General features: G+C 68.9%; 22 protein-coding genes, 3 tRNA genes and 2 pseudogenes. 10 read left to right on the forward strand and 17 right to left on the reverse strand.

The features are described 5' to 3' along the window. Window positions 1-9: 9 nt before the first annotated feature. Window positions 10-1,251 carry a phosphodiester glycosidase family protein gene (locus tag AC1UKG_RS17215; protein WP_018745846.1) on the forward strand — a complete coding sequence of 414 codons (1,242 nt, stop codon included), beginning with the start codon at window positions 10-12 and terminating at the stop codon, window positions 1,249-1,251. An 83-nt stretch (window positions 1,252-1,334) separates the two neighbouring features. On the opposite strand, the gene AC1UKG_RS17220 is transcribed toward AC1UKG_RS17215, so the two are convergent. Beyond that, the gene (locus AC1UKG_RS17220; RefSeq protein WP_482642852.1) at window positions 1,335-2,885 is read right to left on the reverse strand and encodes a DUF6297 family protein; all 1,551 of its coding nucleotides are present in this window, start codon (window positions 2,883-2,885) and stop codon (window positions 1,335-1,337) included. After that, the gene (locus AC1UKG_RS17225) at window positions 2,882-3,517 is read right to left on the reverse strand and encodes an ATP-binding cassette domain-containing protein (protein WP_018815406.1); all 636 of its coding nucleotides are present in this window, start codon (window positions 3,515-3,517) and stop codon (window positions 2,882-2,884) included. Before AC1UKG_RS17225 ends, AC1UKG_RS17220 begins: the two co-directional genes overlap by 4 nt. Before the next feature lie 242 nt (window positions 3,518-3,759). On the opposite strand from AC1UKG_RS17225, the gene AC1UKG_RS17230 reads away from it, so the two are divergent. Continuing rightward, entirely contained in the window at window positions 3,760-5,901 is a 2,142-nt protein-coding gene (locus AC1UKG_RS17230) for a GH12 family glycosyl hydrolase domain-containing protein (protein WP_475890368.1), read from the forward strand. A gap of 187 nt (window positions 5,902-6,088) precedes the next feature. Here AC1UKG_RS17230 and AC1UKG_RS17235 read toward each other — a convergent pair whose 3' ends face one another. From AC1UKG_RS17235 to AC1UKG_RS17260, 6 genes and pseudogenes are all read right to left on the reverse strand, one after another. Next, on the reverse strand, window positions 6,089-7,015 hold the full coding sequence (locus tag AC1UKG_RS17235) for an alpha/beta fold hydrolase (RefSeq protein WP_029123984.1): 927 nt from the start codon (window positions 7,013-7,015) through the stop codon (window positions 6,089-6,091). Between the two features lie 822 nt (window positions 7,016-7,837). Further along, window positions 7,838-8,662: a helix-turn-helix transcriptional regulator gene (locus tag AC1UKG_RS17240; RefSeq protein ID WP_029123985.1), complete on the reverse strand. Its 825-nt coding sequence runs from the start codon at window positions 8,660-8,662 to the stop codon at window positions 7,838-7,840. A gap of 41 nt (window positions 8,663-8,703) precedes the next feature. After that, a complete protein-coding gene (locus tag AC1UKG_RS17245; RefSeq protein WP_482642851.1) occupies window positions 8,704-9,852 on the reverse strand; it encodes a cytochrome P450 family protein in 1,149 nt (382 codons plus the stop codon). Between the two features lie 162 nt (window positions 9,853-10,014). Continuing rightward, window positions 10,015-10,446 carry an RNHCP domain-containing protein gene (locus tag AC1UKG_RS17250; RefSeq protein WP_026271742.1) on the reverse strand — a complete coding sequence of 144 codons (432 nt, stop codon included), beginning with the start codon at window positions 10,444-10,446 and terminating at the stop codon, window positions 10,015-10,017. Window positions 10,447-10,466: 20 nt separating this feature from the next. Continuing rightward, entirely contained in the window at window positions 10,467-10,850 is a 384-nt protein-coding gene (locus tag AC1UKG_RS17255) for an RNHCP domain-containing protein (RefSeq protein ID WP_018745839.1), read from the reverse strand. Between the two features lie 356 nt (window positions 10,851-11,206). After that, window positions 11,207-11,352, reverse strand: a pseudogene (locus tag AC1UKG_RS17260) (decarboxylase); the annotation flags it as partial. Between AC1UKG_RS17260 and AC1UKG_RS17265 the strand changes: the two are divergent. Together AC1UKG_RS17265 and AC1UKG_RS17270 are read left to right on the forward strand one after the other, a co-directional pair. Beyond that, window positions 11,346-11,549 (forward strand): annotated as a pseudogene (locus tag AC1UKG_RS17265) (MFS transporter); the annotation flags it as partial. The pseudogenes AC1UKG_RS17260 and AC1UKG_RS17265 sit on opposite strands and share 7 nt — an antisense overlap. 142 nt (window positions 11,550-11,691) lie before the next feature. After that, the gene (locus AC1UKG_RS17270) at window positions 11,692-12,189 is read left to right on the forward strand and encodes an ArsI/CadI family heavy metal resistance metalloenzyme (RefSeq protein WP_018745837.1); all 498 of its coding nucleotides are present in this window, start codon (window positions 11,692-11,694) and stop codon (window positions 12,187-12,189) included. Window positions 12,190-12,299: 110 nt separating this feature from the next. On the opposite strand, the gene AC1UKG_RS17275 is transcribed toward AC1UKG_RS17270, so the two are convergent. Next, window positions 12,300-12,872, reverse strand: a complete 573-nt coding sequence (locus AC1UKG_RS17275) for an N-acetyltransferase (RefSeq protein ID WP_018745836.1) — start codon at window positions 12,870-12,872, stop codon at window positions 12,300-12,302. A gap of 305 nt (window positions 12,873-13,177) precedes the next feature. Here AC1UKG_RS17275 and AC1UKG_RS17280 point away from each other — a divergent pair, with 305 nt between their 5' ends. Beyond that, the gene (locus AC1UKG_RS17280) at window positions 13,178-14,470 is read left to right on the forward strand and encodes a right-handed parallel beta-helix repeat-containing protein (RefSeq protein WP_482642850.1); all 1,293 of its coding nucleotides are present in this window, start codon (window positions 13,178-13,180) and stop codon (window positions 14,468-14,470) included. Between the two features lie 163 nt (window positions 14,471-14,633). Here AC1UKG_RS17280 and AC1UKG_RS17285 read toward each other — a convergent pair whose 3' ends face one another. Next, a complete protein-coding gene (locus AC1UKG_RS17285) occupies window positions 14,634-15,407 on the reverse strand; it encodes a hypothetical protein (RefSeq protein ID WP_018815514.1) in 774 nt (257 codons plus the stop codon). Between the two features lie 133 nt (window positions 15,408-15,540). On the opposite strand from AC1UKG_RS17285, the gene AC1UKG_RS17290 reads away from it, so the two are divergent. The 3 genes from AC1UKG_RS17290 to AC1UKG_RS17300 all read left to right on the forward strand — a co-directional run bounded on the left by AC1UKG_RS17290 (window position 15,541) and on the right by AC1UKG_RS17300 (window position 17,683). Continuing rightward, window positions 15,541-15,774, forward strand: coding sequence for a hypothetical protein (locus AC1UKG_RS17290; RefSeq protein WP_080644753.1), 234 nt, complete (start codon window positions 15,541-15,543; stop codon window positions 15,772-15,774). Window positions 15,775-15,783: 9 nt separating this feature from the next. Next, window positions 15,784-16,005 (forward strand): hypothetical protein, encoded by a 222-nt coding sequence (locus AC1UKG_RS17295; protein ID WP_026273323.1) that lies wholly within the window; start codon window positions 15,784-15,786, stop codon window positions 16,003-16,005. Window positions 16,006-16,393: 388 nt separating this feature from the next. Next, window positions 16,394-17,683, forward strand: coding sequence for an autotransporter outer membrane beta-barrel domain-containing protein (locus AC1UKG_RS17300; protein WP_482642849.1), 1,290 nt, complete (start codon window positions 16,394-16,396; stop codon window positions 17,681-17,683). A 190-nt stretch (window positions 17,684-17,873) separates the two neighbouring features. Here AC1UKG_RS17300 and AC1UKG_RS17305 read toward each other — a convergent pair. The 7 genes from AC1UKG_RS17305 to AC1UKG_RS17335 all read right to left on the reverse strand — a co-directional run bounded on the left by AC1UKG_RS17305 (window position 17,874) and on the right by AC1UKG_RS17335 (window position 22,648). Next, window positions 17,874-17,947 (reverse strand) — tRNA-Phe (locus AC1UKG_RS17305). A gap of 102 nt (window positions 17,948-18,049) precedes the next feature. Next, window positions 18,050-18,123 (reverse strand) — tRNA-Asp (locus AC1UKG_RS17310). 26 nt (window positions 18,124-18,149) lie between these two features. Continuing rightward, window positions 18,150-18,222 (reverse strand) — tRNA-Glu (locus tag AC1UKG_RS17315). 218 nt (window positions 18,223-18,440) lie between these two features. Further along, entirely contained in the window at window positions 18,441-19,385 is a 945-nt protein-coding gene (locus AC1UKG_RS17320; RefSeq protein ID WP_482642848.1) for a MerR family transcriptional regulator, read from the reverse strand. Further along, the gene (gene idi / locus AC1UKG_RS17325) at window positions 19,375-19,989 is read right to left on the reverse strand and encodes an isopentenyl-diphosphate Delta-isomerase (protein WP_018815512.1); all 615 of its coding nucleotides are present in this window, start codon (window positions 19,987-19,989) and stop codon (window positions 19,375-19,377) included. The genes AC1UKG_RS17320 and idi overlap by 11 nt, the downstream gene beginning before the upstream one ends. Then, on the reverse strand, window positions 19,986-21,464 hold the full coding sequence (gene crtI, locus AC1UKG_RS17330; RefSeq protein ID WP_018745830.1) for a phytoene desaturase family protein: 1,479 nt from the start codon (window positions 21,462-21,464) through the stop codon (window positions 19,986-19,988). Before crtI ends, idi begins: the two co-directional genes overlap by 4 nt. 29 nt (window positions 21,465-21,493) lie before the next feature. After that, the gene (locus tag AC1UKG_RS17335; RefSeq protein WP_018745829.1) at window positions 21,494-22,648 is read right to left on the reverse strand and encodes a polyprenyl synthetase family protein; all 1,155 of its coding nucleotides are present in this window, start codon (window positions 22,646-22,648) and stop codon (window positions 21,494-21,496) included. 64 nt (window positions 22,649-22,712) lie between these two features. On the opposite strand from AC1UKG_RS17335, the gene AC1UKG_RS17340 reads away from it, so the two are divergent. Both AC1UKG_RS17340 and AC1UKG_RS17345 read left to right on the forward strand, forming a co-directional pair. Further along, window positions 22,713-23,645 carry a phytoene/squalene synthase family protein gene (locus tag AC1UKG_RS17340; protein WP_482642847.1) on the forward strand — a complete coding sequence of 311 codons (933 nt, stop codon included), beginning with the start codon at window positions 22,713-22,715 and terminating at the stop codon, window positions 23,643-23,645. Window positions 23,646-23,654: 9 nt separating this feature from the next. Beyond that, window positions 23,655-25,085: an FAD-dependent oxidoreductase gene (locus AC1UKG_RS17345; RefSeq protein ID WP_018745827.1), complete on the forward strand. Its 1,431-nt coding sequence runs from the start codon at window positions 23,655-23,657 to the stop codon at window positions 25,083-25,085. Window positions 25,086-25,096: the final 11 nt, after the last annotated feature.

Below are 25,096 nucleotides of genomic sequence, written 5' to 3' on the forward strand. Positions count from 1 at the left end.
GCGGCCACGGTGGCGACAGCCCTGCTTGGCGCAGCCCTGCTTGGACTCACCACCACCCCCACGCCGGTTTCGGCGGACGAGGCCACCCTGCCCATCGGCGACTCCGACCTGGCCGAGAGCCGCAGCACCGAGACCCTCGCCCAGGGGGTAACGCTGACCCGGATAGTCCGAGGCACCGAACCGGCACCGATCGACCAGATCGGCGACACCCCCCGTGGCCCGTGGGTGGTCAATGTCCTGACCATCGACCCCAGGCAGAGCCGGGGGCACCTCGCCGCGACCTACGGATCCGACCTGGCCGGAGTCGAAAAGACCACCGACCTCGTCCGCGGGTCCGACGCGCTGGCCGGAGTCAACGCCTCCTTCTTCACCTTCACCGCCAGCGCCGAGTATCCCGGCGACCCCGTTGGCCTCGGGGTGTACGGCGGGCAGTTGCTCAGCGAGCCCACCGGCGACGCCGCGGAGGTGGCTCTGGTCCTCGACGCCAAGCACCACGAGGTGCTCATGGGCCAACTGCAGTGGACCGGTGACGTCCGCAACGCCCAGACCAAGGTCAGCCTTCCGCTGGAGTACCTCAACCACCCACCGGTTGTCCCCGACGCCTGCACCGAGCTTCCAGACCCGACCCAGTGTGCCGACTCCGGCGACACGGTGCGATTCACGCCGGAGTTCGCCGCCAGCACGCCGTCCGGGCCGGGCGTCGAGGTCGTCCTCGACAGTAAGGGCTGTGTGGACCGGACCACGACCACCCGCGGCACGACTCTCACCCCGGACCAGACCTCCCTCCAGGCGACCGGGCGGGAAACGACGGATCTGCTCGCCGTGGCGCAGGGCTGCGTGAAGTACTCCAGTTCCCTGCGGGACGAGGCCGGCAAGAAGGTTCCGCTGCGCCCCGGGACGTTCGCCGTGAATGGCCGCTACCGGCTGATTAAGGACGGGCAGGTCGTCGCACCCACCGACTCGGACGGCTTTTTCGCGCGCCACCCGCGTACCATCGCCGGAACCACCCTCGACGGCAACATCATGCTCGTGACCATCGATGGTCGACAGACCACCAGCGTGGGCACCACCATGACCGAGACCGCCACGGTCGCCGCCGCGCTCGGTATGCACAACGCGGTCAACCTGGATGGCGGTGGATCAACCACCATGTCTGTCGATGGCGCTTTGGTCAATCAGCCGAGCGGTAGCGACGAGCGCCCCGTCGGCGATGCCCTCATCTACATCGACCGCAAGTTCCGCGACGGCTGACGGCCAGGTAGTCCGGCTGACTGCAGCAGCAGTAACTTCGAGTCAGCCGGACTCCGCCGCTCCAGCCCGTACCAGTGGCGGGGTCAGAGTGAACCAGCGGTGCGGGCGGAGAGCCGCACCAGTAACGCGCACCCCAGCACCGAACTGACCGCCTGCGCGAGCAGCCACGGCCAGCCGAGCACCTCCGGCGCCGGCAGCAGCACCAGACCGACCGAGACCGGCAGCGTCAGCACGGCCAGCACATCGACCCCGTTGACCAGCCAGAGCAGCACCCCGGCCGGAAACGCCCCGAGCGGCGTGTCGACCAGGATGGTGCCGAGCGAGGCGGCACTCGCCTTCGCCCGCTGGTAGGCGCCCGCCGCCACAGCCGGCCCCGCCAGCAGACCGAGCACCCACCACGGCCCGGCGAGCGCCCCGAGGCCCTGCAACACGGCCAGGGTGATCGCGAGCCAACCACCAGCGATGACGGCGGGCACCACGAGTCGCGCGGCGGCCACTCGACGGCCTGTGAGACCGAGCAGGCGCAATATCGCCGGGTTCGCGGCGTCACTGTGCGTGGACTCCCCGGTAAAGCCGGCGGCGCCCAGCGCGCCGATCAGGACCACGCCGAGCAGCAGCCAGACCGGACCCTCGGCGAGGTAGACGGGGACGGCCACCGCGCCAACCGGCCACCAGAGCCGCGGCGCCTTCCGGCGCAAAATGATCAGATCCTGGGCGATGAGCGGAGAGAGCCAGCGGGTCGGCAGCAGCCGCGTCGTCCGGACCCGGGTCCGGCTGCGCCAGAACCGGCGGGCACTCATCTCGGCGAGGTAGGAGGGTTCGACCGCGTACGCGACATCGGCGTACGCGCCCGCATTGATCGACGCCTCGGCGATCGGCGCGGCCGGCCAACTCTCCACCGTCCGCAACGTCAACCCGACCAGGAACAGCCCCGTGACCAAGGCGGTGACACCGGCGGCGAGCACCGCCACGGGTGGTATCGGCAGGGTGGGCAGGCCCGGCCCGCCGACCGCGCTCAGCCCGGCGGCCAGGACGAGGCTGCCCGCGCCGACCGCGACACCGCCGCCGTCCGCGAGGCGGGCCGCGGCGGGCCGGGGCTGGCCGGCGATGGCGAGCAACGCCACGAAGACCGCGGCAGCCGCGCCGGTGGTGCCGCCGGCCCACAGCGCCAGGAGCTCGGCCGGGCGGGCGACGATCCGCCCGGTCACCGCGATCCCGATGGCAGCGCCGACGACGAGCGCGGCGACGGTGGTGAGGGCGAGCGCCGGCGTGAGCAGGGTACGCCGGGGTATCGGCGCGAGCAGCAGCCAGGTGGCATCGCTGCGGCTGACCGAGAGCGGGCCGAGCTGGCGCAGCACGACGAAGAAGGCGGCGAGGACCGCCACCGCTCCGACAAACGGGGTCACCGCCGGCTCGCCGGATGCCTCCGGCGGCCAGACCACCCGCGCCACCGGCTGCCCGACCAGCGCGGCGGCCATCAGCACCGTGAGGGCCACGACGTAGACAGCACCGATGTCGACGCGACCCTCGGCGGCGATCCTGCGGCGGCGTACCCAGCGGCGGGCATGAACCGTGGCCGGGGCCGCCGGCCGGACCGGGGCCGCGGTCGGGGTCGGGGTCGGGGTCGGGGTCACTCCGCCTCCGGCCGGATGAGCACGACCGCGCTGGCGCCGACGCCGACCCGAAACCCGTCGTCGTGGCTGGCCATGACGAGCGTGCCGCCGGCCGCCACGTACGCGCGCAGGTGTGCGGCGACCGCACCCTTGATCCGGGTGTCGAGGCGTTGCTCGGGCTCGTCCAGGACGAGGAGCCGGCTGGGCCGCACAAGGGTCGCGGCGAGCAGGAAGCGCTGCCGCTGCCCCGAGGAGAGGGTGTTGGGCAGGCTGTCGGAGAGCCCGGCCAGGCCGAGGGTGACGCAGAGCTCGGCGATGTGTCCATCATCGGGGTCCCCGCCGTTGACCACCCGAACCAGGTCGAGGTGTTCCCGCACGGTGAGGCCCTGGTACCAGCTCGGCGACTCCACTGTAGTGGCGACCTGCCGCCAGAAGTCCGCACCGCGACCCGGCACCGCCGTGAAGACGGAGATGTCACCGTCGCTTGGCTCCTGCAGGCCGGTGACGCACCGCAGCAAAGTGGACTTTCCGACCCCGTTCTCGCCGACCAGTGCGACGGCGCTGCCCTCGGGGACCTGGAGATCGATCCGATCCAGCACCAGCGTCGAGCCGTACCGGACCGTCACCTGCCGAACGTCAACCACCACGGTCATCGGCGCGTTCCCACCGTCATACCTCTGCCCCCCCCGTCGCGCGAGCTCGCGCACTTTGCCGGACATCATGACAGAAGTCCGGTGACCGGAACAGATCAGAGTTGATGACGGCCGGACCCGCACAACACGTGCCTGAAACAGGTTTTCATCAACTCTTCTCGATCTCGAAGCGACATGGTTACATCGGTACGTGCCGTTGGTTGGAGCGCTCCCAGAGGCACACCGAGACAAGGAGGTAAGGCATGAGACGCCTGTTCCAGGCGCTGACCGTACTGGCGGTCGCTGCCACCGCCGCGCTGGTCGCCGCAGCGCCGGCACAAGCCGCGACGATCTGCGAGCAGTACGGCACCACCACAATCCAGGACAAGTACATCGTCCAGAACAACCGTTGGGGCAGCGCCGCCGAGCAGTGCATCGACACCACCAACGGTGGCTTCCAGATCACCTCACAGCAGGGATCCACCTCCACCTCCGGGCCGCCGCTCTCCTACCCGTCGATGGTGCTCGGCTGTCACTACCAGAACTGCTCACCCGGGACCAACCTGCCGGCGCAGCTCAGCCAGGTCAGCAGCGTCCCGTCCACGATCAGTTACGGGTACGCGGGCGGCACCTACAACGCCACCTACGACATCTGGATGGACCCGACTCCGAAGACTGACGGGGTGAGCCAGATGGAGATCATGATCTGGTTCCACCGCCAGGGCTCGATCCAACCGATCGGCGGTCCGGTCGGCAACACCACGGTGGGGGGTCGTAGCTGGGAGGTCTGGCAGGGTAACAACGGCGGCAACGACGTCGTCTCCTACCTCGCACCGGCGACCATCAACAGCTGGTCGTTCAACGTCAAGGACTTCATCGACGATGTCGTCGCGCGGACCCAGGTCACCAACGACTGGTACCTGACCAGCCTGCAGGCGGGCTTCGAACCGTGGAACGGCGGCGTCGGGCTGGCCGTCAACAACTTCTCCGCTGATGTGAACATCGGAACGAGCCCCCCGCCCCCACCCCCGCCGGGGGACGGCGGCACGATCGTCGGCCAGGCCAGCGGACGGTGCCTGGACATCCTGGACCTCGGCACCGCCGACAGCACCCCGATCCAGCTCTGGGACTGCACCGCAAACTGGAACCAGCTCTGGAGCCGTACCGGCAACACGTTCGTCAACCCACAGACCGGTAAGTGCCTGGATGTCTCCGGCGGCTCCACCGCCAACGGCGCCCGGGTGCAGCTCTACACCTGCAACGGCACCGGAGCCCAGAGCTGGCAGGTCAACGGCGACGGCACCATCACCAACCCGCAGTCGGGCAAGTGCCTTGACGCGGTGGAGCAGGGCACCGGCAACGGCACCCGGCTCCAGATCTGGGACTGCTTCGGCGGTGGCGGCACCCAGCCCAACCAGGTCTGGACGGTCGGCGGCGGCAACACGCCCCCACCCCCGGGCGACGACCAGACCCCGTTGGCGATCAACGGCCAGCTGTACGTCTGTGGCGTGACCCTGTGCAACCAGTACAACCAGCCGATCCAGCTGCGTGGCATGAGCACCCATGGCCTGCAGTGGTTCAACAACTGCTACAACGACGCCTCGCTGAACGTGTTGGCCGACGAGTGGCGCGCTGACCTGTTCCGGATCGCCATGTACGTGCAGGAGGGGGGCTACGAGACCAACCCGCCGTGGTTCACCAACCGGGTCAACGAACTGGTGGACGAGGCCGAGGAGCGCGGCCTCTACGCGATGATCGATTTCCACACGCTGACGCCGGGCGACCCGATGTACAACCTCTCCCGGGCGAAGACCTTCTTCGCCGCCGTCGCTTCTCGCAACGCCGACAAGAAGAACGTCATCTACGAGATCGCCAACGAGCCCAACGGGGTCGGCTGGGGCACCATCAAGAGCTACGCCGAGCAGGTCATCCCGGTGATCCGGGCCAATGACCCGGACGCCGTGATCATCGTCGGCACCCGTGGCTGGTCCTCGCTCGGCGTCTCCGAGGGTTCCAACGCCGACGAGATCATCAACAATCCGGTCAACGCCAGCAACATCATGTACGCGTTCCACTTCTACGCCGCGTCGCACAAGGACTTCTACCGCGCCGAGGTACAGCGTGCCGCGGCGACACTCCCGCTGTTCGTCACCGAGTTCGGCACCGTCGACTACACCGGCGATGGCGGGGTCGACGTGGGCAGCACCAACGCCTGGATCAACCTGCTCGACCAGCTGAAGATCGGCTACGCGAACTGGACCTACTCCGACGCCAACGAGGGCAGTGGAGCATTCACTCCCGGAACCTGCAACAGCGGCAACTTCTCCGGGACATCCAACCTGACCGCCTCCGGCAATCTCCTTCGCGGCCGGATCAGCACTCCCGACAACTTCCCGACGAGCTGACCTCGGCCTGACTCCGACTGGCTCGTGGCCGGCGGCGGGAGGCTTTCCTCAACCTCACCCGCTGCCGGCCACGGCCACCGCCGCAGGCGCGCCGGCGCCCGCAGGCGTACGGGCGCAACCTACCGCTGCCACGGCGGCTGGTTACCCGCGCACGGTGCGGCTGACTACCCGCGCATGGTCCGGCTGGCTACCCGCGCTTGGTCCGGTCCGGGCTGACTCTCCCTGAGCCGGGGTGGGGCGCGGCCAGCGTGGGCGTCAGCGCGGCGGCTACTTCTTCGGGGAACTCCTCGTGGACGAAGAGTTTGCCCCGCCGAACTTCGTGCAGGCGAACCTCACCCCGGAAACCGGACATCATCATGCGGGTCCAGGCCACCGGGAAGTAGGGGTCGTCGGCGCCCCAGACCAGCTGGACGGGGACGTTGATGCGGGAATGCAGGCCAGCGAGAGCGTCGAAAGCCGAGAAGTCGAAGTTTCGGGGAAACTGGCCGAAGGCCCAACGCAGATCAGCGTTTTCCTTGAGGGGCCGCAGGAAAAATTCCGCGAAGTCTCCGTCCAGCAGGTGTCGGTCATGAAAGGCATCACCGAGAACGAAGCGGTTTCGCCGCAGTAGTCTGATGTTCAACGCCGTCGTGAGCAAACGCTCGAATCCGGGTAGGTGGCGGGTGGCGAACAGCAGCGAGAGGCGCCAGTGGGCCCCCTGCGGCTGCTCGGTGTCGATCATGCCCCAGGAGCGGACGCGAGGATCCCCCGCCAGGGCGCATCGGGCGATGAGCCCACCGCTGTCATGGCCGACAACCCCCACATCGTCCAGGGCAAGGGTGTCTACGACGCGCCGGACTGCCGCCGAGTGCGTGGCGACATCGATGCGAGCGGTTCGGTCGAAGCGACTGTCCCCTGCCCCGACGAGATCAATGATGTGACATCGAAAGTGCGGAACGAAAAACGGCAACAGGCTCCGGAACGTTGCCCCACTAACTGGCCATCCATGCACGAAGAGCACGTCTGGCCCTTCGCCAATACTGCGAACCGCAACCTGGCCTTGACCCACGTCAATGAGGCGATCCGGCCGAGCGCGGAAGAGGTTGCCGGCCTGCACGACGGTAAAATCAGACATCGAATCACTCCTGTCGACATCACGCGGCTTGGCGAAGCCACCGGAGGAGAGCACGTACCGCTACTCTCGCCGGCAGTACGCTCGCCATTACTCGACAGTGACAGCCCAATAACGCCCTGTCGATTACCTGCAAGGTAGCGAACCCTTTTCAGCGGGAGAGGCCGTCGCGCGGGAACAGCGTCGTCGCTCCTCACCCCACCTCACCCCACCTCACCTCGCCTCGCCTCAACCACCTCGCCGCCGACGCCCATCACGAATCCGCTCGAGCGGCGGCCGCGCCACCCCACACCACGACCGCGCCACACCACGGCCGGCCGACCGGCGTCACCGACACCACGACCGACCGGCGTCATGACCGACCGACACCATCGCCGCGCCACACTGTCGAGCTGCCCCGCCCATGCGACCACGCCACTACAACAGGCGCAGGCACAGGTACAGGCACCATCAGCACCACAGGCAGGCGCAGGCACAGGCACCATCAGCAGGCACAGGCACAGGCAACCACCGGCAACACGGCACCACCAGCCCGTATGTTTCCACGCCCCATCCATGAGGACAGCTCGACAGCACGCCGAACGCCACCTTGCCTGCGACGCCGGGGGAAGGCGGCGGCCAACTCCTCCACCATCACCTCACCCACGGAGCCGATGCAGCCGGACACCCGAAGCACCGCGTAAGGGACTGCCCAACCAACACGGATCGCGGCGACGTCGTAGGGAACCACTCGCTCGCCAGCCGTCCGCACCGGCGGCGACGAGCCGGAACCACAGGGCCAGTCTTCAGCCGGCGGCCGAGTGGTCCAGCCGACAGCCGAGTGGTTCAGCCAGCGGCCGAGCGCCGGTCTCTCAGTTCTCGTGCGGTCTCCTCGTCGGCGGGATAGAACGACTCGATCGACAGCTCGGAGAGGGTTACGTCCAACGGCGTACCAAAGGTCGCCACCGTGGTGAAGAGGTTGAGCACTCGGCCGCCTCGTCGTAGCCGCACCGGCACCACGATGCCGTTGGCCTCACCCGCATAGGTTTCGCCGCCGGGGTAGCCACGCAGCTCCTCCTCAAGGTCAGCCAAATCGGGGTCGCCACTGAACTCCACCTGCCGGCTCAGCCGATGCAGTAGGTGCCACCGCCACTCACCCAGGTTCACGATGTGTGGGGCCAGCCCCTCCGGATGCAGACTCGCCCGAAGGACGTTCGCCGGTGGTACGAGCAACTCGGGTGCCACCAGCTCGGTGAGCACCGACAGGCTCTCGTTGGCCGCTACCAGGTTCCAGCCCCGGTCAACGACGACGGCGGGATATGGTTCGTGCCCGTCGAGCACCTGCCGGATGGCGGAGCGGATGACACTCATGGGCGGAGCGTCCAGCGAGTTCTCCGAATAGACCGGCGCAAATCCGGCAGCCAACAGTAACCGGTTCCGCTCCCGCAACGCCAGGTCCAGCCGGTCCGCCAGCTGCAACACCATCTCCCGGCTCGGTGCGGAACGGCCGGTCTCCAGGAAGCTGAGGTGCCGGGTGGAGATGTCGGCCCGGATAGAGAGCTCCAGCTGGCTGAGTCGGCGCCGACGACGCCAGTCCCGCAGCATCACCCCAACGGCCGGTCTCGTGACGGTCATCCAAGCATCGTCCGTCGCCGACTTCTCACTGTCCATTACCTGCGAGGTAGGGCCCGCACGGGCCAACCCGGGCCCGACTACCAGGTGACCAGGAGTTCGGCCGGGCCATGCGTGCGGAACGTCGGCCGCCACCGGACCGGCGCCCCGGGTACGGCGAGTGCCAGGCTGGGCAGCCGCCGGGCCAGTACGGTGATCGCCTCCTCAGCCTCGACCCGGGCCAGGGCCGCACCGAGGCAGAAGTGGGGGCCGTTGCCGAAGGCGAGCCGCGCGGAGTGTTCGTCCGTCCCCCGGGTGGCGGCGGCGATGCTCAGCAGCACGGTGTCACCGGCCGGAATCGTGGCGCCCCCGATGGTCATCTCCTCGGTGGGGAAGCGACGGATGGCGGCGGGTGCGGGCGGTTCGAGGCGCAGCGTCTCCTCGATCTCCTCGGAAGCCCGCACCCCACGGAGGCTGCCATGGTCAAGTAGGCGCAGCACGGTCGAGGCGATCAGGTTGGCGGTGTTCTCGTACCCGGCGAACAGAATCAGGAAGGCCAGTGAGGTCAGTTCGTCCCGGGTTAACCGGTCCCCCTCCTGCTCGGTGGCGACCAAGGCGCTAAGCAGGTCGTCGCCGGGTCGCTGTTGCTTCGCCTCGATCAGGTTGACGACGTAGCCGTGCAGTTCGACGACCGCCTGCCGGATGGCGTCCCGGTCCGGTGGGTAGCTGGTGAGCATCGTGTCGGTCCAGGCCCGCAGGTCGGTGCGCCCAGCTTCCGGTACGCCCAGCAGGTCGGCGATGACCTGGACAGACAGCGGCGTGCAGTAGCCGGTAACCAGGTCGACGGGGCTGCCCGTGGCGACCACCGTGTCCGCGAGTTCTTCGGCGACTCGTTGGATCCGGGGACGCAGTGCGGCGACCCGCTGTGGGCTGAAGGCCGGGCCGACCAGGCGGCGCAGTCGGGTGTGATCGGGTGCGTCCAGGTTGAGCAGGTTCGCGTCGAGGGCTGGCGGCAGCGCGAATCCGGACCAGCCGCCCCGGCTGTGCTTTCGGTTGAGGGCCAGGCGGGGGTCGGCCAGCGCCCGGGAGACCAGTTCCGGGCTGGTGACCAGCCAAGCCAATGAGGTATCCGGCAGCAGCACCTGATGCACGTCGCCGGTCTCTCGAAGCTGGTCGTACTCCTGCCCCAGTCGCGCGCCGGAACGGGGAATCGGGGCCGGTTCTGCCCGCATCGGTTGGTCTTGGGACATCATGCCAGAGTAGCGGCGATCCACGGACAGTCCGAAGTGGCATGAAGCCGGTCGGCGAGTCGACGCGGGGTGGGGTGGAAGCTCGGCGAGTCGAACTGGTCAGCTCAGCTCGCCGAGCCCACTCCGCCGGCAGACCTCAGCGGTCAGGTGCCGATCGGTCGATCACGGTACGAGAAACATGCGCCGGGCGATGCCGGGATCCCGCAACGGCTTCACCGCCAACCGTACGAGGATCAGAGCGTTGTCGTCGCCGGCGATCCGGTTGGCGCTGAGCTCACCGCAGGAGCGGCACTGGTGAATGATCATCCATTCGCCGTCGGGCCGCACCGACATGCTCAACGCTTCCATCCGACCACGGCAGCTCGCCGCTCGGTCGCCGGGTATTCGCCGGTCCACGTGCAGACTGGCCAGGCAGTTCGGGCAGTGATTGCGGTGCGTGGTGCCGGGCGCGTCGGACGACACGTCCAGCCGGCAGCCCACGCATCGGAAGTCGTTCGCCCGATGCCCACCCTGACGGTGGAGAACATCCTTGTGTCGCTGTGGCCGCCGGTTGGCTCGTGCCCGCTCGTGGGCGCTTCTGCTCCGCCTTGGCATCGTCGATACCTCCAGTCGATTCAGAGGTCGCCGAAGGTTTCGAGCGGGAACGGGGGCTGCGCCAGTGGGCGCACGGCGATACGCATCAGGATGAGCTGGTTGTCGTCGGCGCAGATGGGGCTGGAGGTCAGCTCATCGCAGCGTACGCAGCGGTGGATGAGCATCCAGTCGCCAGTGCGGAGCACGGCGATGGCGATCGGCGACATCCTGCTCTGACAGTCACTGGGACCGCCCTCGACGTGATCGTGAACGTGCTGGGAGTGCAGACAGGACGGGCAGTGATTGCGCCGGATGCCGTCTCCGGCGGCGGCGGACACGGTGAGGCCGCACCGGATGCAGGAGAACGTGTCGATCTTCAGGATGTTCTGCGACGTACGCGAGAGAGTCTTCTTGGTGTTGGACACCCGGGGTGCTCCTTGCTGAGATGTCGTTAGGGACAGCAAGAGCAGGCCGAGCAAGCCTCGCACCGACCCGTCGTGGCATACGCGGGCCGAGCATGGGTGGCTGAGTCAGGCACCGGAAGAGTCCGGTCACGTACCGCTCGGAAGGAGCGGCATCGGGAGCTGCGGACTACTGGACGGTGCAGCGAGGCGCGCTCGGCGCGGGCTGGATCATAAACTCTCTCTTCCAGGGCGGCGGCCCAGAGCAGGGGAAACGGAACTTTCGTCAGGGTAGGCAGCCCACACCGCCGCTGTCACCCGGATTAACGAGCACCCAGCGCATCCCCACGAGCTGGGCCCGCGGGAGACCGGCTCACAGATCACACCTGGCATACGGCGACACCGAGGCTGCCAGGGCGTCCACCTCCTCGTCCGGGGCGTCGTCAGTCGTCACGACGGCGTGCAGCGCAGCGGCGGGAGCGACCAGGGCGAGGGCGGTACGGGAGAGGTTGGCCGCCCGGCGGACCCGCCGTCATCGGGCCGCTCACCCAGCTGATGCCCCTGAACTACACGTTCGTCCTGCCCGCGATCCTCTGCCTGGTCGCCGCGCTCGCGGCCCCCGTCCTTCACCCCCGGGAGGGAGAGCCCCGGCTCGACATCGAGGTTCCGCAGCCGGCCACCGCCCGATCAACAGCGCATGGGCCCGGGGCGCAGCGGAGCTGAGGCTGTTTAGATAAGCCTCTAGGTTGACAGTCTTCAAATCAGGGAGCAGACTGGAGCTTGCTTCGAGAAGCATCTAGACAGCCAAGCCGGCGTCGTACCACCACGCCGACAAGCAGATGATCGAACCCACCAGGAGGAAACCATGTCCCGGGTACAGCTCGCGCTCCGCGTCTCCGACCTCGAAGGCTCGATCGCCTTCTACTCGAAGCTGTTCGACACCGAGCCGGCCAAGCGCCGCCCCGGCTACGCCAACTTCGCCGTGGCGAACCCGCCGCTGAAGCTCGTACTCCTGGAAGGCGAGCCGGACCAGGCCACCGCGCTGGACCACCTGGGGGTCGAGGTGCCCAGCACCGCCGAGGTAGCCGCCGCGACCAGGCGACTCGCCGACTCCGGTCTCACCACTCTGGAGGAGCAGGACACCGAGTGTTGCTACGCGCTCCAGGACAAGGTCTGGGTACACGGCCCCGGCAAGGAGCCGTGGGAGGTCTACACCGTCAAGGCCGACTCGGACCAACTCCAGAAGGCGACCGAGAACGATTGCTGCACCCCGACCGGAGCGAAGGCGACCGAGGGCGCGTGTTGCGCCCCGACCGCGGCGAAGGAAACGGCGGGCAGCGGCACCCGGTCGAGCTGCTGCTGACGCCGATGCGCATCGAGGCAGTCACCGCCGGCGCCTCGCTCAACGACCGCGCCGGCGGTCCTGCCTCGCTCAATGCCGCCGGTCCTGCCGAGGTGGTGGGGGCCGGTAACTCAGTGCGTCGACTGCCGCATGATCCAGGTGGGCAGGGGCTCCTCGAAGGTGCTCGCCACCTCCCAGCCGGCACGCCGGTACATCTCGACGTTGTCGGGGTTGCTGGTTTCCAGGACCGCCGGAAGACCCGCCGCGGCGGCGTGTCGCAGCCCCGTCGCCATGACCGCGTGGCCCCATCGACGACCCATACTTTCGGGATGGGTGCCCAGGACACTGAGGTACCAGAAAGGTTCCGCCGGCAGCGCCGCGTCCATCGCCTTATGGAAGGCATCGAAGCGGCTCAGCGCGTCGGCGGGGAGGTGAGTGGCGAGAACGCCGTCCAGCTCCTCGTCCCCCGCCCCAGGCGCCTGCCAGATCGCGACCGACGCTCCGCGCTCGATCGTCCAGATCGTTTGCCGATGCACCTGCTTGTCGAAGAGGTACCCGAAGAAGACCGTGGCGTACTCAGGATAGGTCGCCTGGTCGGGGAAATAACATCGCAGAAGGGGGTCCTTCTCGAAGGCGGCGACAAGTGAGCCGACGACGCGCTCACGGTCTCCCGGGCTGGCAACGTTGATCTCAGGTGCTGTCACGGGATGCAAAGCTACCGCAGCTCAAGGCGCCTACCCGGCGCATGTAAGCAGGCTCGCATCTCGTTTGGGGGTCTTTATTCGCATATCCACCCCTTAAGCGCCCTATGACGGATTTTACTCGGGTTGGTTGCCACCTACTGGGTAGCCCGAGGAGCGCCACCCCCCGGACCGCACTGGGCGGCTCCTCGTCCGTGAACGGGGAAGGACACCGGAGCGCGATGAACCATCAGCACCACCAACACCAACCGAGCGGGCCACGTCAACGCCGCCCAAAGCCACGATGGTGGGCGCTCGGACTGGCCGGGATGACTGGCTTGGCCCTCACCACCGTCGGGGTTGCCGCCGCCCCCGCGGACGCCGCCCGGCCTTTCCCGACCAGCGCCGAGGACCGCCCCGGCAAGACCGCGGACCGCCCCGGGACGCCGGAGACGCCCGCGACCGGCGGGCACCGCGGCACATCCGACGAAAAGAGCAAGGGCAAGAAGGAGCCCAAGGGCATTCCCATCCCCTGCGACACCGACAAGCTGATCGCCGCGATCACCCTCGCCAACGCCCGCGGCGGCGCCACCCTCGACCTCGCCAACACGTGCACCTACCTACTCACCGCCCTCATCGACGATGCCGGCCTCCCCGCCATCACCACCCCCATCACCCTCAACGGCGGCACACACACCACCATCGAACGCGCCGCCGCCGTCGAACAATTCAGAATCCTCACCGTCGACACCGGCGGCGACCTCACCCTCAACCACCTCACCATCACCGGCGGACACACCGACAGCGACGGCGGCGCAATCCTCGTCAACACCGGCGGGGCGCTCACCACCAACCACAGCACCATCACCCGCAACATCTCCGGGGACAGCGGTGGCGGCATCCGCAACAACGGCGTGGCCACCCTCAACCACTCCACCGTCAGCCGCAACACTGCCGTGTTCGGCGGCGGGATCTTCAACTCCGGCCTGCTCAAGTTGATCAAATCTCAGGTCGAGTCGAACAACGGAAGTGAGGCGGGCGGCATCTTCAGCCTTGGCAACATGAGCGCCACGCACAGCGTCATCGCTCACAACCAGGCCAGCGACGCCGGCGGCGGGCTGCTGCTGGGTTCGGGAACGCACACCCTGACGCACACCCGAATCGTGAACAACACCGCACCCCAGGGCGGCGGTTTCCTGCTCAACTCCCCCGGCCAGGTCACCCTCGAGAAGGTGCTCCTCGCGGACAACACCGCGACGAGCCAGTCTGGGGGCGGGGCGGTGGTCTCCAATGGCGCATTCCTCGTCGTCCGGCACAGCACCATCAAGAACAACACCGCCGCCACCGCCAACGGGGGCGGGATCACCAACTCCGGAGAGACCGTCCTCCAGCAGACGGAGGTCATCGGTAACCAGGCGGGCAACCAGGGCGGCGGCATCAACAACGAAGCCACCGGCATCCTCGATCTCATCGCGACAAAGATCATCAAGAATGTCGCCGTCGTCGACGGCGGGGGCATCTACAACGACAACGGCACGGTGACCCTGAACACCGCCACCGGCACGATCGTGATCAAGAACCGACCCAACAACTGCGTCAACGTCCCCGGCTGCGCCGGCTAGCAACCAAACGAATCGGCCCACAGCGGCCCCGCTCCCGCCGCACTCCGGCAGGGGCGGGGCCCGGTCCGTTCAACGCGGGTGGCGAGCCAGGGTGCCGGCGCCCATCGCGCCGGGATGCCCTCAGCGCGCCGGGATGCCCTCAGCGCCCCGGGGAGACCGCGCGCTACTCGGGAAGGTCCTGGGGCAGGGTGTTGTACCGGTCCAGAGTGGCCTTGCTGGTCGAGTTGTCCTGGAACACCAGCTCCCATGGGCCAGTGTTGATATCCATGGCTTTACCGAAGCCGACCCACTTACCGGTCATACGTCTGCCGGTCGGTTCGACGAGTAGCTGAATCGCTCCGTGATAGCGGGCGCCTCGGTAGTAGCCCTCCTCGGCCGTCTGCTCGGTCCACGTCCCGGTGATGACGCTGCCATCCACGGTGAGATCCAGCGCCAGCGACGACGAGGCGGAGCTCGGGAGGCTACGTACGGTCAGCCGGTCACTGTGCTGCAACAGCACCACGTAGTGCCGCCCGGCGTAAGACTCACCGCGGCCGCTCGAGTAGAACTGATAGCGACTGAGCCACACGCCCACGTAAGTGCCGTGCGGGGTGCCGGGGCGGGCCGCTGGCTCCGGCGTAGCCAGATCCGACATCGACGATGTCAGATCGTGGCCCCCCTCGCGATCAGCCTTGACCTGAGCGCCCGGCAACGCGGCGAAACCAAGCAACTCGATAGGGAGGCCGGTAACCACCTCCAGCGCACGGAGGTAGACGGGCCTGGGAGCAGCGATCGCGCCGGACTCCCACCGCTGGACCAGCCGCTTGTTGGCGTCATTCGGTTCTCCGGCCCGGTGGCCGGCTGCCTGCAGCGCGCGGGCGAAGTCGTCCTGGCTCATCCGCATCCCGGCACGGACAGCCCGAAGCGCGGTGTTGGGGGTAGTCATGGTCATCACCATAGCTATCTGTCGCCTGAATGTCGCCGCCAAAGTGGGTGGTTTGCCATGTGCTGTGCCGCCGTGCTCGGCGACACAGCAGCGACATCATGACGGGAGCCAACCGCTGTAGCAGTACCGAGGGAGGGCAATCCTCATGCGAAACATCCGTAATGCCTGGCGGCGACTCATCGACCAGTCCGCACCCATACGGACTTGCGCCAAGCACCGCTTCGGCCGTCAGCCCGCGCGTGTGGATACGACCGGACCGGCGACTCGGTACGCGGCACGGGCAGGTGCTTACCACCCACTCCGCAACCAATCAACGGTGATCTTTGATACCCGGCCGTTGATGACCCCGCTGGCCCGGCAGCGGGCCGACTCCCGGTGACGGCCACCGATGCCCGATCGCGCCCATGGTCAGCTGTCGGCAGCCCAGTTGCGCAACCGGATGCTCCTGTCCGCTCGGCGAATCATCACCGAACACTGGCCACGCGTGGACCGGTGCCCGGTCTGCGGCTGCGGGTGGCCGTGCCCACCCACCGAAACCGCCTACGACTACCTCGCCTCGATGGGGCAGGGCTGCTGGGCGCCCCCAAAGGGTGTGCGGGGCTTGCGGTGACACCAACCCCCGCAGATCCGTCCTGGTGGCTGGACCGGACTGCTCCGCTGTGACCTGATCCGAGCACCACCAAGCGTTCGGGTTGGCCCTGTCCGCACGGATCGGTCGGGAGGTCCGGCCGTTGGCCTGATTGGCACCGCATCCATGTCCCTTTTAAGCGTTTTTCTCGTGTTCATGTCAATGTGGGGCCAGTGTCGGGGTTAGCTGAAGGTGGTCGCTATCGCCTCCCCGGTAGCCGGGGAACGGCCACCACAGGTGGTGCGTTGCTCGCCATTCACGGAGAAAGGAGACCAGGACTGTGAGGGCCCCACCGCACCACGACCACGAACCAGACACGCCCCGGGCACGCCGAGCCAGAAACCGGTGGTGGGCCGTCGGGTTGGCCGGCATGACCGGTTTGACCCTCAGCACCGGCGGCGCGGTCGCCACCCCAGCCGCCAGCGCGATCAAACACGACGTCGCTGCCGCCGGTGACGCTCCCTCCGTTGACGAGCGCCGCGGTACCCGCGACGACGGCAGGGGCACGCACTACGGCAAGGGCACCGGGATGAAAGGGAAGCAGCCCAAGGGCACCCCGGTGCCCTGCGACTCCGACGCCCTCATCGCCGCGATCACCCTCGCCAACGCCCGCGGCGGCGCCACCCTCGACCTCGCCAAGGACTGCACCTACCTGCTCACCACCAACCTCGACGGCGCCGGCCTGCCCGCCATCACCACCCCCATCACCCTCAACGGCGACAAACACACCACCCTCGAACGCGCCGCCGCCGCCGACCAGTTCCGCATTCTCACCATCGGCGTCGGCGGCGACCTCACCCTCAACAACCTGAAGGTCACCGGCGGACAGACCATCGGCGACGGCGGCGCGATCCTCGTCAACACCGGCGGCAGACTCACTGCCAACAACAGCGCTATCACCCGCAACATCGCCGACGGTAACGGCGGGGGCATCGCCAACAACGGCATTACCCACATAAACCACTCGTCCGTTGATAACAATCGCTCCGCCGTTTTCGGTGGCGGGGTCCTCAGCTTTGGCGTACTCGAGATCCGCAAGACTCACGTACGCGCCAACACCGCTTTCATCGGAGCTGGGGTCTTCGGCGCGGTGGAAGTCCAGATCGACAGCAGTACCATCAACGCCAATCACGCCTCATTCGGCACCGGCGGCCTTGTCATGTTTATCGGAATCGGCACCGTGACGGACACCGACATCACGAACAACACCGCGATGGAGGTCGGCGGCATCCTCGTCAACCTCAACACACAACTCACTCTCAAATCGGTCACCGTTTCCGAAAATGTCGCCACCACAAGCCTCGTGGGCGGCCTCGGAATGAACCCGGGCTCCTCCGTTGTGGTCGAGAACAGCAACATCAAAAACAACACGGCCGCCACCGACGCTGGCGGCATCTACAACACCGGCTCCCTGGTGTTGCGGCGAACAAAGGTCGCCGGAAACCAGGCAGGCGACGAAGGCGGCGGCATATTCAACACGTTCGGGGGCGCCGCCAGTCTCTTCGACACGAAAGTGGTCAAGAATATCGCCACCACCGACGGCGGGGGCATCGTCAACGTGGTCAATGGAACGGTCGAGTTGAATACCGCCACCGGCACCATCGTGATCAAGAATCGGCCGAACAACTGCTCTGGCGACGTACCTGGTTGCGCCGGCTAGCAATCCGTGCGGTTCGCGGGGAGGCTGCCCGACGGGCGGCGGCCTCCCTGTGCGTGGCGGGCCAGGGCGGGGAAAACTCCGGCCCAGCACCTGACCGGACGGGTAGTCGTCGATACCGGGAGGCCATACAGCAAGATCCCCACCGACGTTTCCGCTGGTGGGGACCGCAATAGCCCGGCGAAAGGCTATGTGGCCAGGGGCGGGGTCGAACCGCCGACCTTCCGATTTTCAGTCGGACGCTCGTACCAACTGAGCTACCTGGCCGTGCCTCGGGTCATGATACCTGCCCGCCGAGCTCGCCGACGTGCCGGGTCATCTGCCCGATATGTCGAAGGCCGCGCGTGCTGGCGCGGCCTTCGACGTTTGCGGTCCTGACGGGACTTGAACCCGCGACCTCCGCCTTGACAGGGCGGCGAGCACTCCAACTGCTCCACAGGACCTAGCTCATCCGACCGAGGTCGGACCGTGCCCCCAACGGGATTCGAACCCGTGCTACCGCCTTGAAAGGGCGGCGTCCTGGGCCGCTAGACGATGAGGGCGGCCCCGCCATCATTGCACACTCACAACTTCTGACGGTCTTGCTCCCATCCGGCCCCGCCGGAGGCTTCAAAAGCATACGTGATGGCGCGTCGCTCAGCCAAACCGACCCCGGGGCGTTCCCCGCGGAGACGGAACCCGCAGGTGAATCCGGTACTCCGACCGTCTTGGTCCCGCCGCCGGCCCACCCCGCGCGCGGCCCACCCCGCGGGCGGGCCGCCTAGCCTGCGGCCGACTGGTCCAACGAGTCGCGTACGGCTGCCGCGAGCGAGAGCGCCTCGGCGAGGTCGACCGGGCGCACCACCCCGGTGGGAAGGCTGTCGGCCCGCCACCCCGGTCCGGCCGCGAAGACCAGCAGCGGCCGATGGGGGCCCGTGAGCAGGGCGGTGAGCTGTGCGGGATCCGCGGTGCTCCGAGTCTGCGACCACAGCACGACCGCAGCTGGCCCGGTCCGGTTGACCGCCTCCAGTAGCGCCCGCACCGGCACTCGGGCCCCGAGCAGCCGGTGGGCGATCCCGGCTTCGGCCAGCGCCGCGCCAAGGGCCTCCAGCGGCAGACTGTGCTGCTCCTCGTCGGCGCAGGAGAGCAGGAGGCGAGGGGGCCCATCGGGCGCATGCGCGCGGACCACCGCGGCGAACGCCTCCGACACGCAGCGGGACACCAGGTGTTCGACCTCGATCAGCGCCGCTGTGGCGACGTGCCGTTCACCGATCCCGGCGAGTACTGGTCGCAGCAGGGTGTCCCAGGTGGTGACCACGCCGTCGGTGCGGATGGCCCGGTCGATCACCTCGTTGATGGCGTTCGAGTCAAGTCGCATGGCGGACCGGGCCAGGCCCCGAGCGGCCGGGCCGGACCGACCCACCGGAATTGTCGCGCCGCCGCCGTCGCGGGCGCCCCGCTTCCGGGCCCGGAGACCGGGCCCGGGGGGCCCGGTGTCGGGAGCCTGAACGGCCCAGCGGGCGGCCTCGGCCGGGACGACGCCGTTGGCGGTGAGCCGCCGCATGGTCTCGAGGCGGGCGAGGTCGGCCGGGGTGTAGCGGCGGTGGTGCCCGGGAACGTGCTCGCTGGGCCCGAGCCCGTAGCGCTGATGCCAGGTGCGCAGGGTCGTCACCGCGACGCCCAGCCGGCGGGCGACGGCGCCAGCGCTCAGTGCCTCATCCGCCACCTGGCCGCTCCGGAGCGTCCTCGGCCGCCAGCGTGGGCTGACGCAGGTCTGGCTGACGCAGGGTGGGCTCGCCCGGGTGAAGTAACCGGTTGAGCACCCCAGCCAACCACGGGGCGTACGCGTGCGGGTCGACGTCGAGCTCCGCTGCCAGCTCGGCCGGGGGCACCCAACGCAGCTCGGCGACCTCCTCCGGGTCCGGGCGCAGCGGAGCGCGGTCGGGCAGATCGCCCCGGAGGACGTGGTCGTACTCGAACTCGACCCTGCCGGTGGTCGGATCCTCGGCCCGGTAGACGTAGATGCCGACCTCGGTCAGCTCGACCGGGGCGACGCCCAACTCCTCGCCGAGCCGGCGGTTGGCGGCGATCATCAACGACTCGCCGGGCAACGGGTGGCCGCAGCAGGCGTTGGCCCAGCGCAGCGGAAAGCGGGTCTTCACCGCGGCCCGACGCTGGAGCAGGACCCGGCCGACGGGGTCAACGAGCAGCACCGAGAAGGCGCGGTGCAACCGCCCCGGCGGTTGGTGCGCGGCGCGCACCGTGGTCTGGCCTGTCACCACACCGGCCTCGTCCACCAGCTCGACCAGGTGGGCTTCCCGGCCGGTCACGAAGGGTCTCCTGTCACCCGCGCGGCGGCGAGCTTGCCGGAGATCAGCACCATCGGCACCCCAACTCCGGGCTGGGTGCCCGAACCGACGAAGACCACGTTCGCGAGTCCGCGGTGCAGGGTGGGCGGGCGGAACGGCCCGGTCTGGAAGAGGCTGTGCGCGGAGGCGAACGGCGTGCCGGCGGCCATGCCCTGCTCCGCCCACTCGGCGGGGGTGACCGTCCGCAGCACCTCGATGCCGTCTCCGAAGCCCACGTAGCCCCGCTCCTCCAGCGTTCGCACCAGCCGGTCGGCGTAGCGGTCGGCCAGACCGCCCCGCCAGTCGAACGGAGCCCGGTCGAGGTTCGGCACCGGCGCCAGCACGTAGTAGGCGTGCCGGTCGGCGGGGGCCACCGACGGGTCGGTCCGACTCGGGTTGGTGACCAGCAGCGACGGGTCGCTCATCAGTTCGCCCCGACGGATGACCTCGTCAAAGGTCCCTCGCCACGCCCGCCCGAAGTGGATATTGTGGTGAGCGATCTTCGCATAGCCCTGCGTCGACCCGACATGCAGGACCACGCAGGAGGGGGAGTAGGTCAAGCGGCGGTGCCGGGTCTGGAGCAGTTCCCGGTGTGCCACCGGCAGGTCCGGGTTGAGCACCACCACGTCGGCGGGGACGAACTCCCCGCTGGCGGTGCGGACACCGGTCGCCCGGTCGGCAGCGGTCTCCACCTGGGTCACGGTGGTGTCGTACCGGAGTTGCACCCCGTGTTTCTCGGCGGCGCCGGCCATGGCCTGTGCGACGGCGTGGATCCCGCCGCGCGGAAAGTGCACCCCGGCGACGGAGTCGAGGTACGCGATAACCGCGTAGATGGCGAGCGCGTCGTGCGGCGCGAGCCCGGCATACATCGCCTGGAAGGAGAAGACGCGCTGGGTGCGCGGATCCCGGAAGAACTGGTTGATCTTCGTTTGGAGCCGCCGGAAGGCACCGCCGGCGAGTAGCTTCAACAGGTTCCCGGTGAGCAGGTCGGTGGGGGCATCCAGGTTGCGTTCGATGAAGTCAGCCCGCTCGAGGCGCCACAGCTCACGGGCGTAGTCGACGAAGCGGAGGTAGCCGTCGGCCTCCCGCGGGCCGCAGACCTTCGCGATCTCGGCGGCCATCCGGGGCGTGTCGGTGATCACGTCCAGGGTGGAGCCGTCCGGATAGTACGCCCGGTAGGCGGGGTCGAGTGGGCTCAGTTCGAGCCAGTCGTCGAGCTCCTCACCGACGGCGTGCAGTGCCTCGGCGATCAGATCCGGCATGGTCAGCACCGTGGGACCGGTGTCAAAGTCGTACCCGTTGACGCTGAGTCGACCGGCCCGACCACCCGGCACCGGCTCGCGTTCCAGCACCGTCACCTGGCGACCGCTGCCGGCCAGGTGCAGCGCGCAAGCCAGCCCGCCGAGCCCGGCACCGACGATCACCACCCGGTCCGTCCGCCCGCGTACCGTGCGCACCTGACCACCTCCTCGGGAAGACGCGCCCATCATGCTCGCCGCTGGGTGGCGACGGTCGCGAGACCGGCGAGCGCGGTCCGCGCGGTGTCATCGATCGCTGGAGCAGCGAGGGCGTCGAGCGCCTCGGCAACCCGGTCGGAGATCATCTGCTCGACCTGGGCGACGGCGCCGGTCTCCGCGACCACCTCCGCCAGTCGGGTGACCTCCCGGTCGTCCGCGCCCACGCCGATCTGGTCGAGGGCCCGGCGCTGTGTGTGGTCGGCCCGGCTGCGGGCCAGCATGAGCAGTGCGGTCGGCTTGCCGGTACGCAGATCGTCGCCGGCGGGCTTACCGGTGGTGGCCGGGTCGCCGTAGGCGCCGAGCAGGTCGTCGCAGAGTTGGAACGCCTCGCCGACGGCCTGGCCGTAGCGGGTGTACGCCGCGATCAGTGGGGAGCCGGCGCCGATGCCGGCCAGGTGGGCACCGAAGAGCAGCGGCCACCGCACCGTGTAGCTGGCGGTCTTGTAGCGGGCGACCTGCAGGGCCCGCTCCACCGACCAGCTCGTCGGGTCGCTCTCGCCGAGGACGTCGAGGTATTGCCCGGCGACGGTCTCCACCCGCATCTGGTCGTAGCAGCGCCGGACCTCCAGCAGCCGGGGCGGCGGCAGGACGGCCTGCGCGAGGAGCCGGTCGGCCCAGACCAGGCAGAGGTCACCGACGAGGATGGCGACGTTCTCGCCGAACTTGCCGGAGTCGCCGCACCGCCCGGCCGCGGCGTGCTGGGCGGCGACCGCGACGTGTGCGGTGGGCCGGCCACGGCGGGTGGCGGAGGAGTCCATCACGTCGTCATGGGTGAGGGCGAAGGCGTGCAGCAGCTCCAGCGCGGCGAGCGCCGGCAGCACGGGGGGCAGCGGCTCGGCCCCGCCGACCACGCCCCGCCACCCCCAGTAGGCGAAGGTCGGGCGGAGCCGCTTCCCGCCGGCCAACACGCTGTCGCGGGCGATGGTGGCGAACTCGCCGACACTCGGGTCGATCGCGGCCAGTGCGTCGATCTCGGTGTCGAGGAAGTCGACGAGGGTGTCGTCAACCGCGGCGACGACCTCTTCGGTGTAGGCGGCCAAGCGGGCGCGCACCGGGTCGGTTTCGCCACCACGGCGGGCCGGGATGGCCCGGGGGGCTTTACCCACAACTGCGTCGTTGGCCATGCGCGGGAGCATACCCTAGGGTTACGAGTTGCGTCGATTCATGCGTCGAATTGAGGGAGGGCCGGTGGATACGGATCTCACCGCCGCCTACGACCGATGCCGTGAGTTACACCGTCACCACGGCCGCACCTACTATCTCGCCACCCGACTGCTTCCCGCCTGGAAACGGCGACATGTACATGCTTTATACGGTTTCACCCGCTATGCGGATGAGATTGTTGACCGAACCGAGGAGTTGCCCGCGGCGCAGCGGGCCGCTCAGCTGGACGACTGGGCCGCGCGGTTCCTCGCCGGCCTGCACGGTGAGTCGGTCACCGACCCGCTGCTCCCCGCCGTGCTGCACACCATCGCCGTCTTCAACCTTGACCGAGACGACTTCGCGTTGTTTCTGCGCAGCATGGCGATGGACCTGACCGTCAGCTCCTACCCCACCTACGCCGACCTGCTCCACTATATGGAGGGCTCCGCCGCCGTCATCGGCACGATGATGCTGCCGATCCTCGGCAGCGCCGACCCGGTCGCCGCCCGTGAGCCCGCCCGCCAGCTCGGCTTCGCCTTCCAGCTGACGAACTTCATCCGGGACGTCGCCGAAGACCTCGACCGTGGCCGGACGTACCTGCCGGACGCGGACCTGACCCGCTTCAGCGTCACCCGCGACGACCTCCTGGCCGCCCGCGCCACCGGCCGGACCAGCGAACCGATTCGGGAACTGATCCGCTACGAGGTGGCCCGGGCCCAGGCGCACTACGCTGCCGCCGCGCCCGGTGTCACCCTGCTCGCCCCCGCCTCGCAGGCCTGTATCCGCACCGCGTACACGCTCTACGGGGGCATCCTCGACAAGGTCGCGGCGCAGGACTTCGATGTCTTCGCCCAACGGGCCCGGGTGCCGCAGCACCACCGGCTGGCGGAGACCGCCCGTGCCCTGCTCACCCGAACCGGCACTCCCGTCCGGGTGCCCGGCCCACCCTTGATGACACTCACCCGGCCCCTTCCCTAGGCTGACAGGATGGAACCGGAGTTGGTGGACGTGGTCGTCGTCGGGCTCGGGGTCGGCGGCGAGGAGGTGGCCGGCCGGCTCGCCGAGGCCGGGCTCAGCGTCGTCGGGATCGAGCGGGACCTGGTCGGTGGCGAGTGCCCGTACTGGGGATGCGTGCCGAGCAAAATGATGATCCGGGCGGCGAACACCCTCGCCGAGGCACACCGGGTGCACGAATTCGCCGGGTCGGCGCGGGTGTCACCCGACTGGGCACCCGTGGCGGAACGGATCCGCGCGGAGGCCACCGACACCTGGGACGACCGGGTCGCGGTGGAACGGTTCGGCAACCAGGGTGGGCGCTTCATCCGGGGCAGCGGACGGCTCGACGGACCGGGTCGGGTCCGCGTCAACGACCAGGTCTTCCAGGCCCGACACGGAATCGTGCTGAGCACCGGCACCCGCCCTGCCGCGCCCCCCATCACCGGGCTGGCCGAGACTCCGTACTGGACGAACCACCAGGCGATCGAGGTAGCTCGGCTACCGGAATCGCTACTGGTACTCGGCGGCGGCGCGATCGGGCTGGAGCTGACACAGGTCTTCGCACGATTCGGCGTCCGGGTCACCGTGGTCGAGGCGCTGGACCGGGTGCTGGCGACCGAGGAGCCGGAGTCGTCCGAGGTGGTCGCCACCGCGCTCCGCGCCGACGGCGTCGATATCCACACCGGAGTGCTGGCGGACCGGGTCGACCACGACGGGCAGCAGTTCACCCTGCGGGCGAACGACGTGCGGTACACCGCTGATCGGCTGCTGGTGGTGACCGGCCGCCGGGCGCACCTGGACGAACTGGGCCTGGACACTGTCGGCATCCGCGCCGACCAGCGCTTCCTGCCGGTTGACGACCGACTGCGCGTCACCGAGGGAATCTGGGCGGTCGGCGACGTGACCGGTGCCGGCGCCTTCACCCACGTCGCGACCTACCAGGCGGGCATTGTCGTCGCCGACCTGCTCGACCGCGTCCGTCGATCCGATGGTGTCGAAGGCCTCGAGCGGGGTCGATCCGACGCGGGAGCGGGGGCAGACCCGAACGGCACGGCCGTCCCCCGAGCCGACTACCGGGCGCTGCCCCGGGTCACCTTCACCGACCCGGAGGTCGGGGCGGTCGGGCTCACCGAGTCGCAGGCCCGCCAGCGGGGGATCAACGTCCAGGTCGGCTCCGTGTCGCTGGGCTCCTCGGCCCGCGGTTGGATCCACCGTGCCGATGGTCTGATCAAACTCGTCGCGGACGCCGACCGGGGAGTGCTGGTCGGTGGAACGTCGGTCGGGCCAGCCGGCGGCGAGGTGCTCTCCGGGCTGGCGGTCGCCGTGCACGCGGCGGTGCCGCTGACCGAACTCCGCAGCATGATCTACGCGTACCCGACCTTCTACCGGGCCATCTCCGACGCCCTGCGGGACCTGGGCTGATCCGCCCGGTC

The organism is Salinispora sp. CH2A1_6 (genome assembly GCF_056820975.1).

What these genes read in the sequence shown, in the direction of transcription:
- AC1UKG_RS17280 (WP_482642850.1), top strand. Translation starts at nt 13,178, where the DNA reads ATGACTGGCTTGGCCCTCACCACCGTCGGGGTTGCCGCCGCCCCCGCG.
- AC1UKG_RS17345 (WP_018745827.1), top strand. Translation starts at nt 23,655, where the DNA reads ATGGAACCGGAGTTGGTGGACGTGGTCGTCGTCGGGCTCGGGGTCGGC.
- AC1UKG_RS17240 (WP_029123985.1), bottom strand. Translation starts at nt 8,662, where the DNA reads ATGGACAGTGAGAAGTCGGCGACGGACGATGCTTGGATGACCGTCACG.
- AC1UKG_RS17285 (WP_018815514.1), bottom strand. Translation starts at nt 15,407, where the DNA reads ATGGTGATGACCATGACTACCCCCAACACCGCGCTTCGGGCTGTCCGT.
- AC1UKG_RS17295 (WP_026273323.1), top strand. Translation starts at nt 15,784, where the DNA reads ATGCCCGATCGCGCCCATGGTCAGCTGTCGGCAGCCCAGTTGCGCAAC.
- AC1UKG_RS17290 (WP_080644753.1), top strand. Translation starts at nt 15,541, where the DNA reads ATGCGAAACATCCGTAATGCCTGGCGGCGACTCATCGACCAGTCCGCA.
- AC1UKG_RS17300 (WP_482642849.1), top strand. Translation starts at nt 16,394, where the DNA reads ATGACCGGTTTGACCCTCAGCACCGGCGGCGCGGTCGCCACCCCAGCC.
- AC1UKG_RS17270 (WP_018745837.1), top strand. Translation starts at nt 11,692, where the DNA reads ATGTCCCGGGTACAGCTCGCGCTCCGCGTCTCCGACCTCGAAGGCTCG.
- AC1UKG_RS17230 (WP_475890368.1), top strand. Translation starts at nt 3,760, where the DNA reads ATGAGACGCCTGTTCCAGGCGCTGACCGTACTGGCGGTCGCTGCCACC.
- AC1UKG_RS17235 (WP_029123984.1), bottom strand. Translation starts at nt 7,015, where the DNA reads ATGTCTGATTTTACCGTCGTGCAGGCCGGCAACCTCTTCCGCGCTCGG.
- AC1UKG_RS17245 (WP_482642851.1), bottom strand. Translation starts at nt 9,852, where the DNA reads ATGTCCCAAGACCAACCGATGCGGGCAGAACCGGCCCCGATTCCCCGT.
- AC1UKG_RS17250 (WP_026271742.1), bottom strand. Translation starts at nt 10,446, where the DNA reads ATGCCAAGGCGGAGCAGAAGCGCCCACGAGCGGGCACGAGCCAACCGG.
- AC1UKG_RS17335 (WP_018745829.1), bottom strand. Translation starts at nt 22,648, where the DNA reads ATGGCCAACGACGCAGTTGTGGGTAAAGCCCCCCGGGCCATCCCGGCC.
- AC1UKG_RS17225 (WP_018815406.1), bottom strand. Translation starts at nt 3,517, where the DNA reads ATGACCGTGGTGGTTGACGTTCGGCAGGTGACGGTCCGGTACGGCTCG.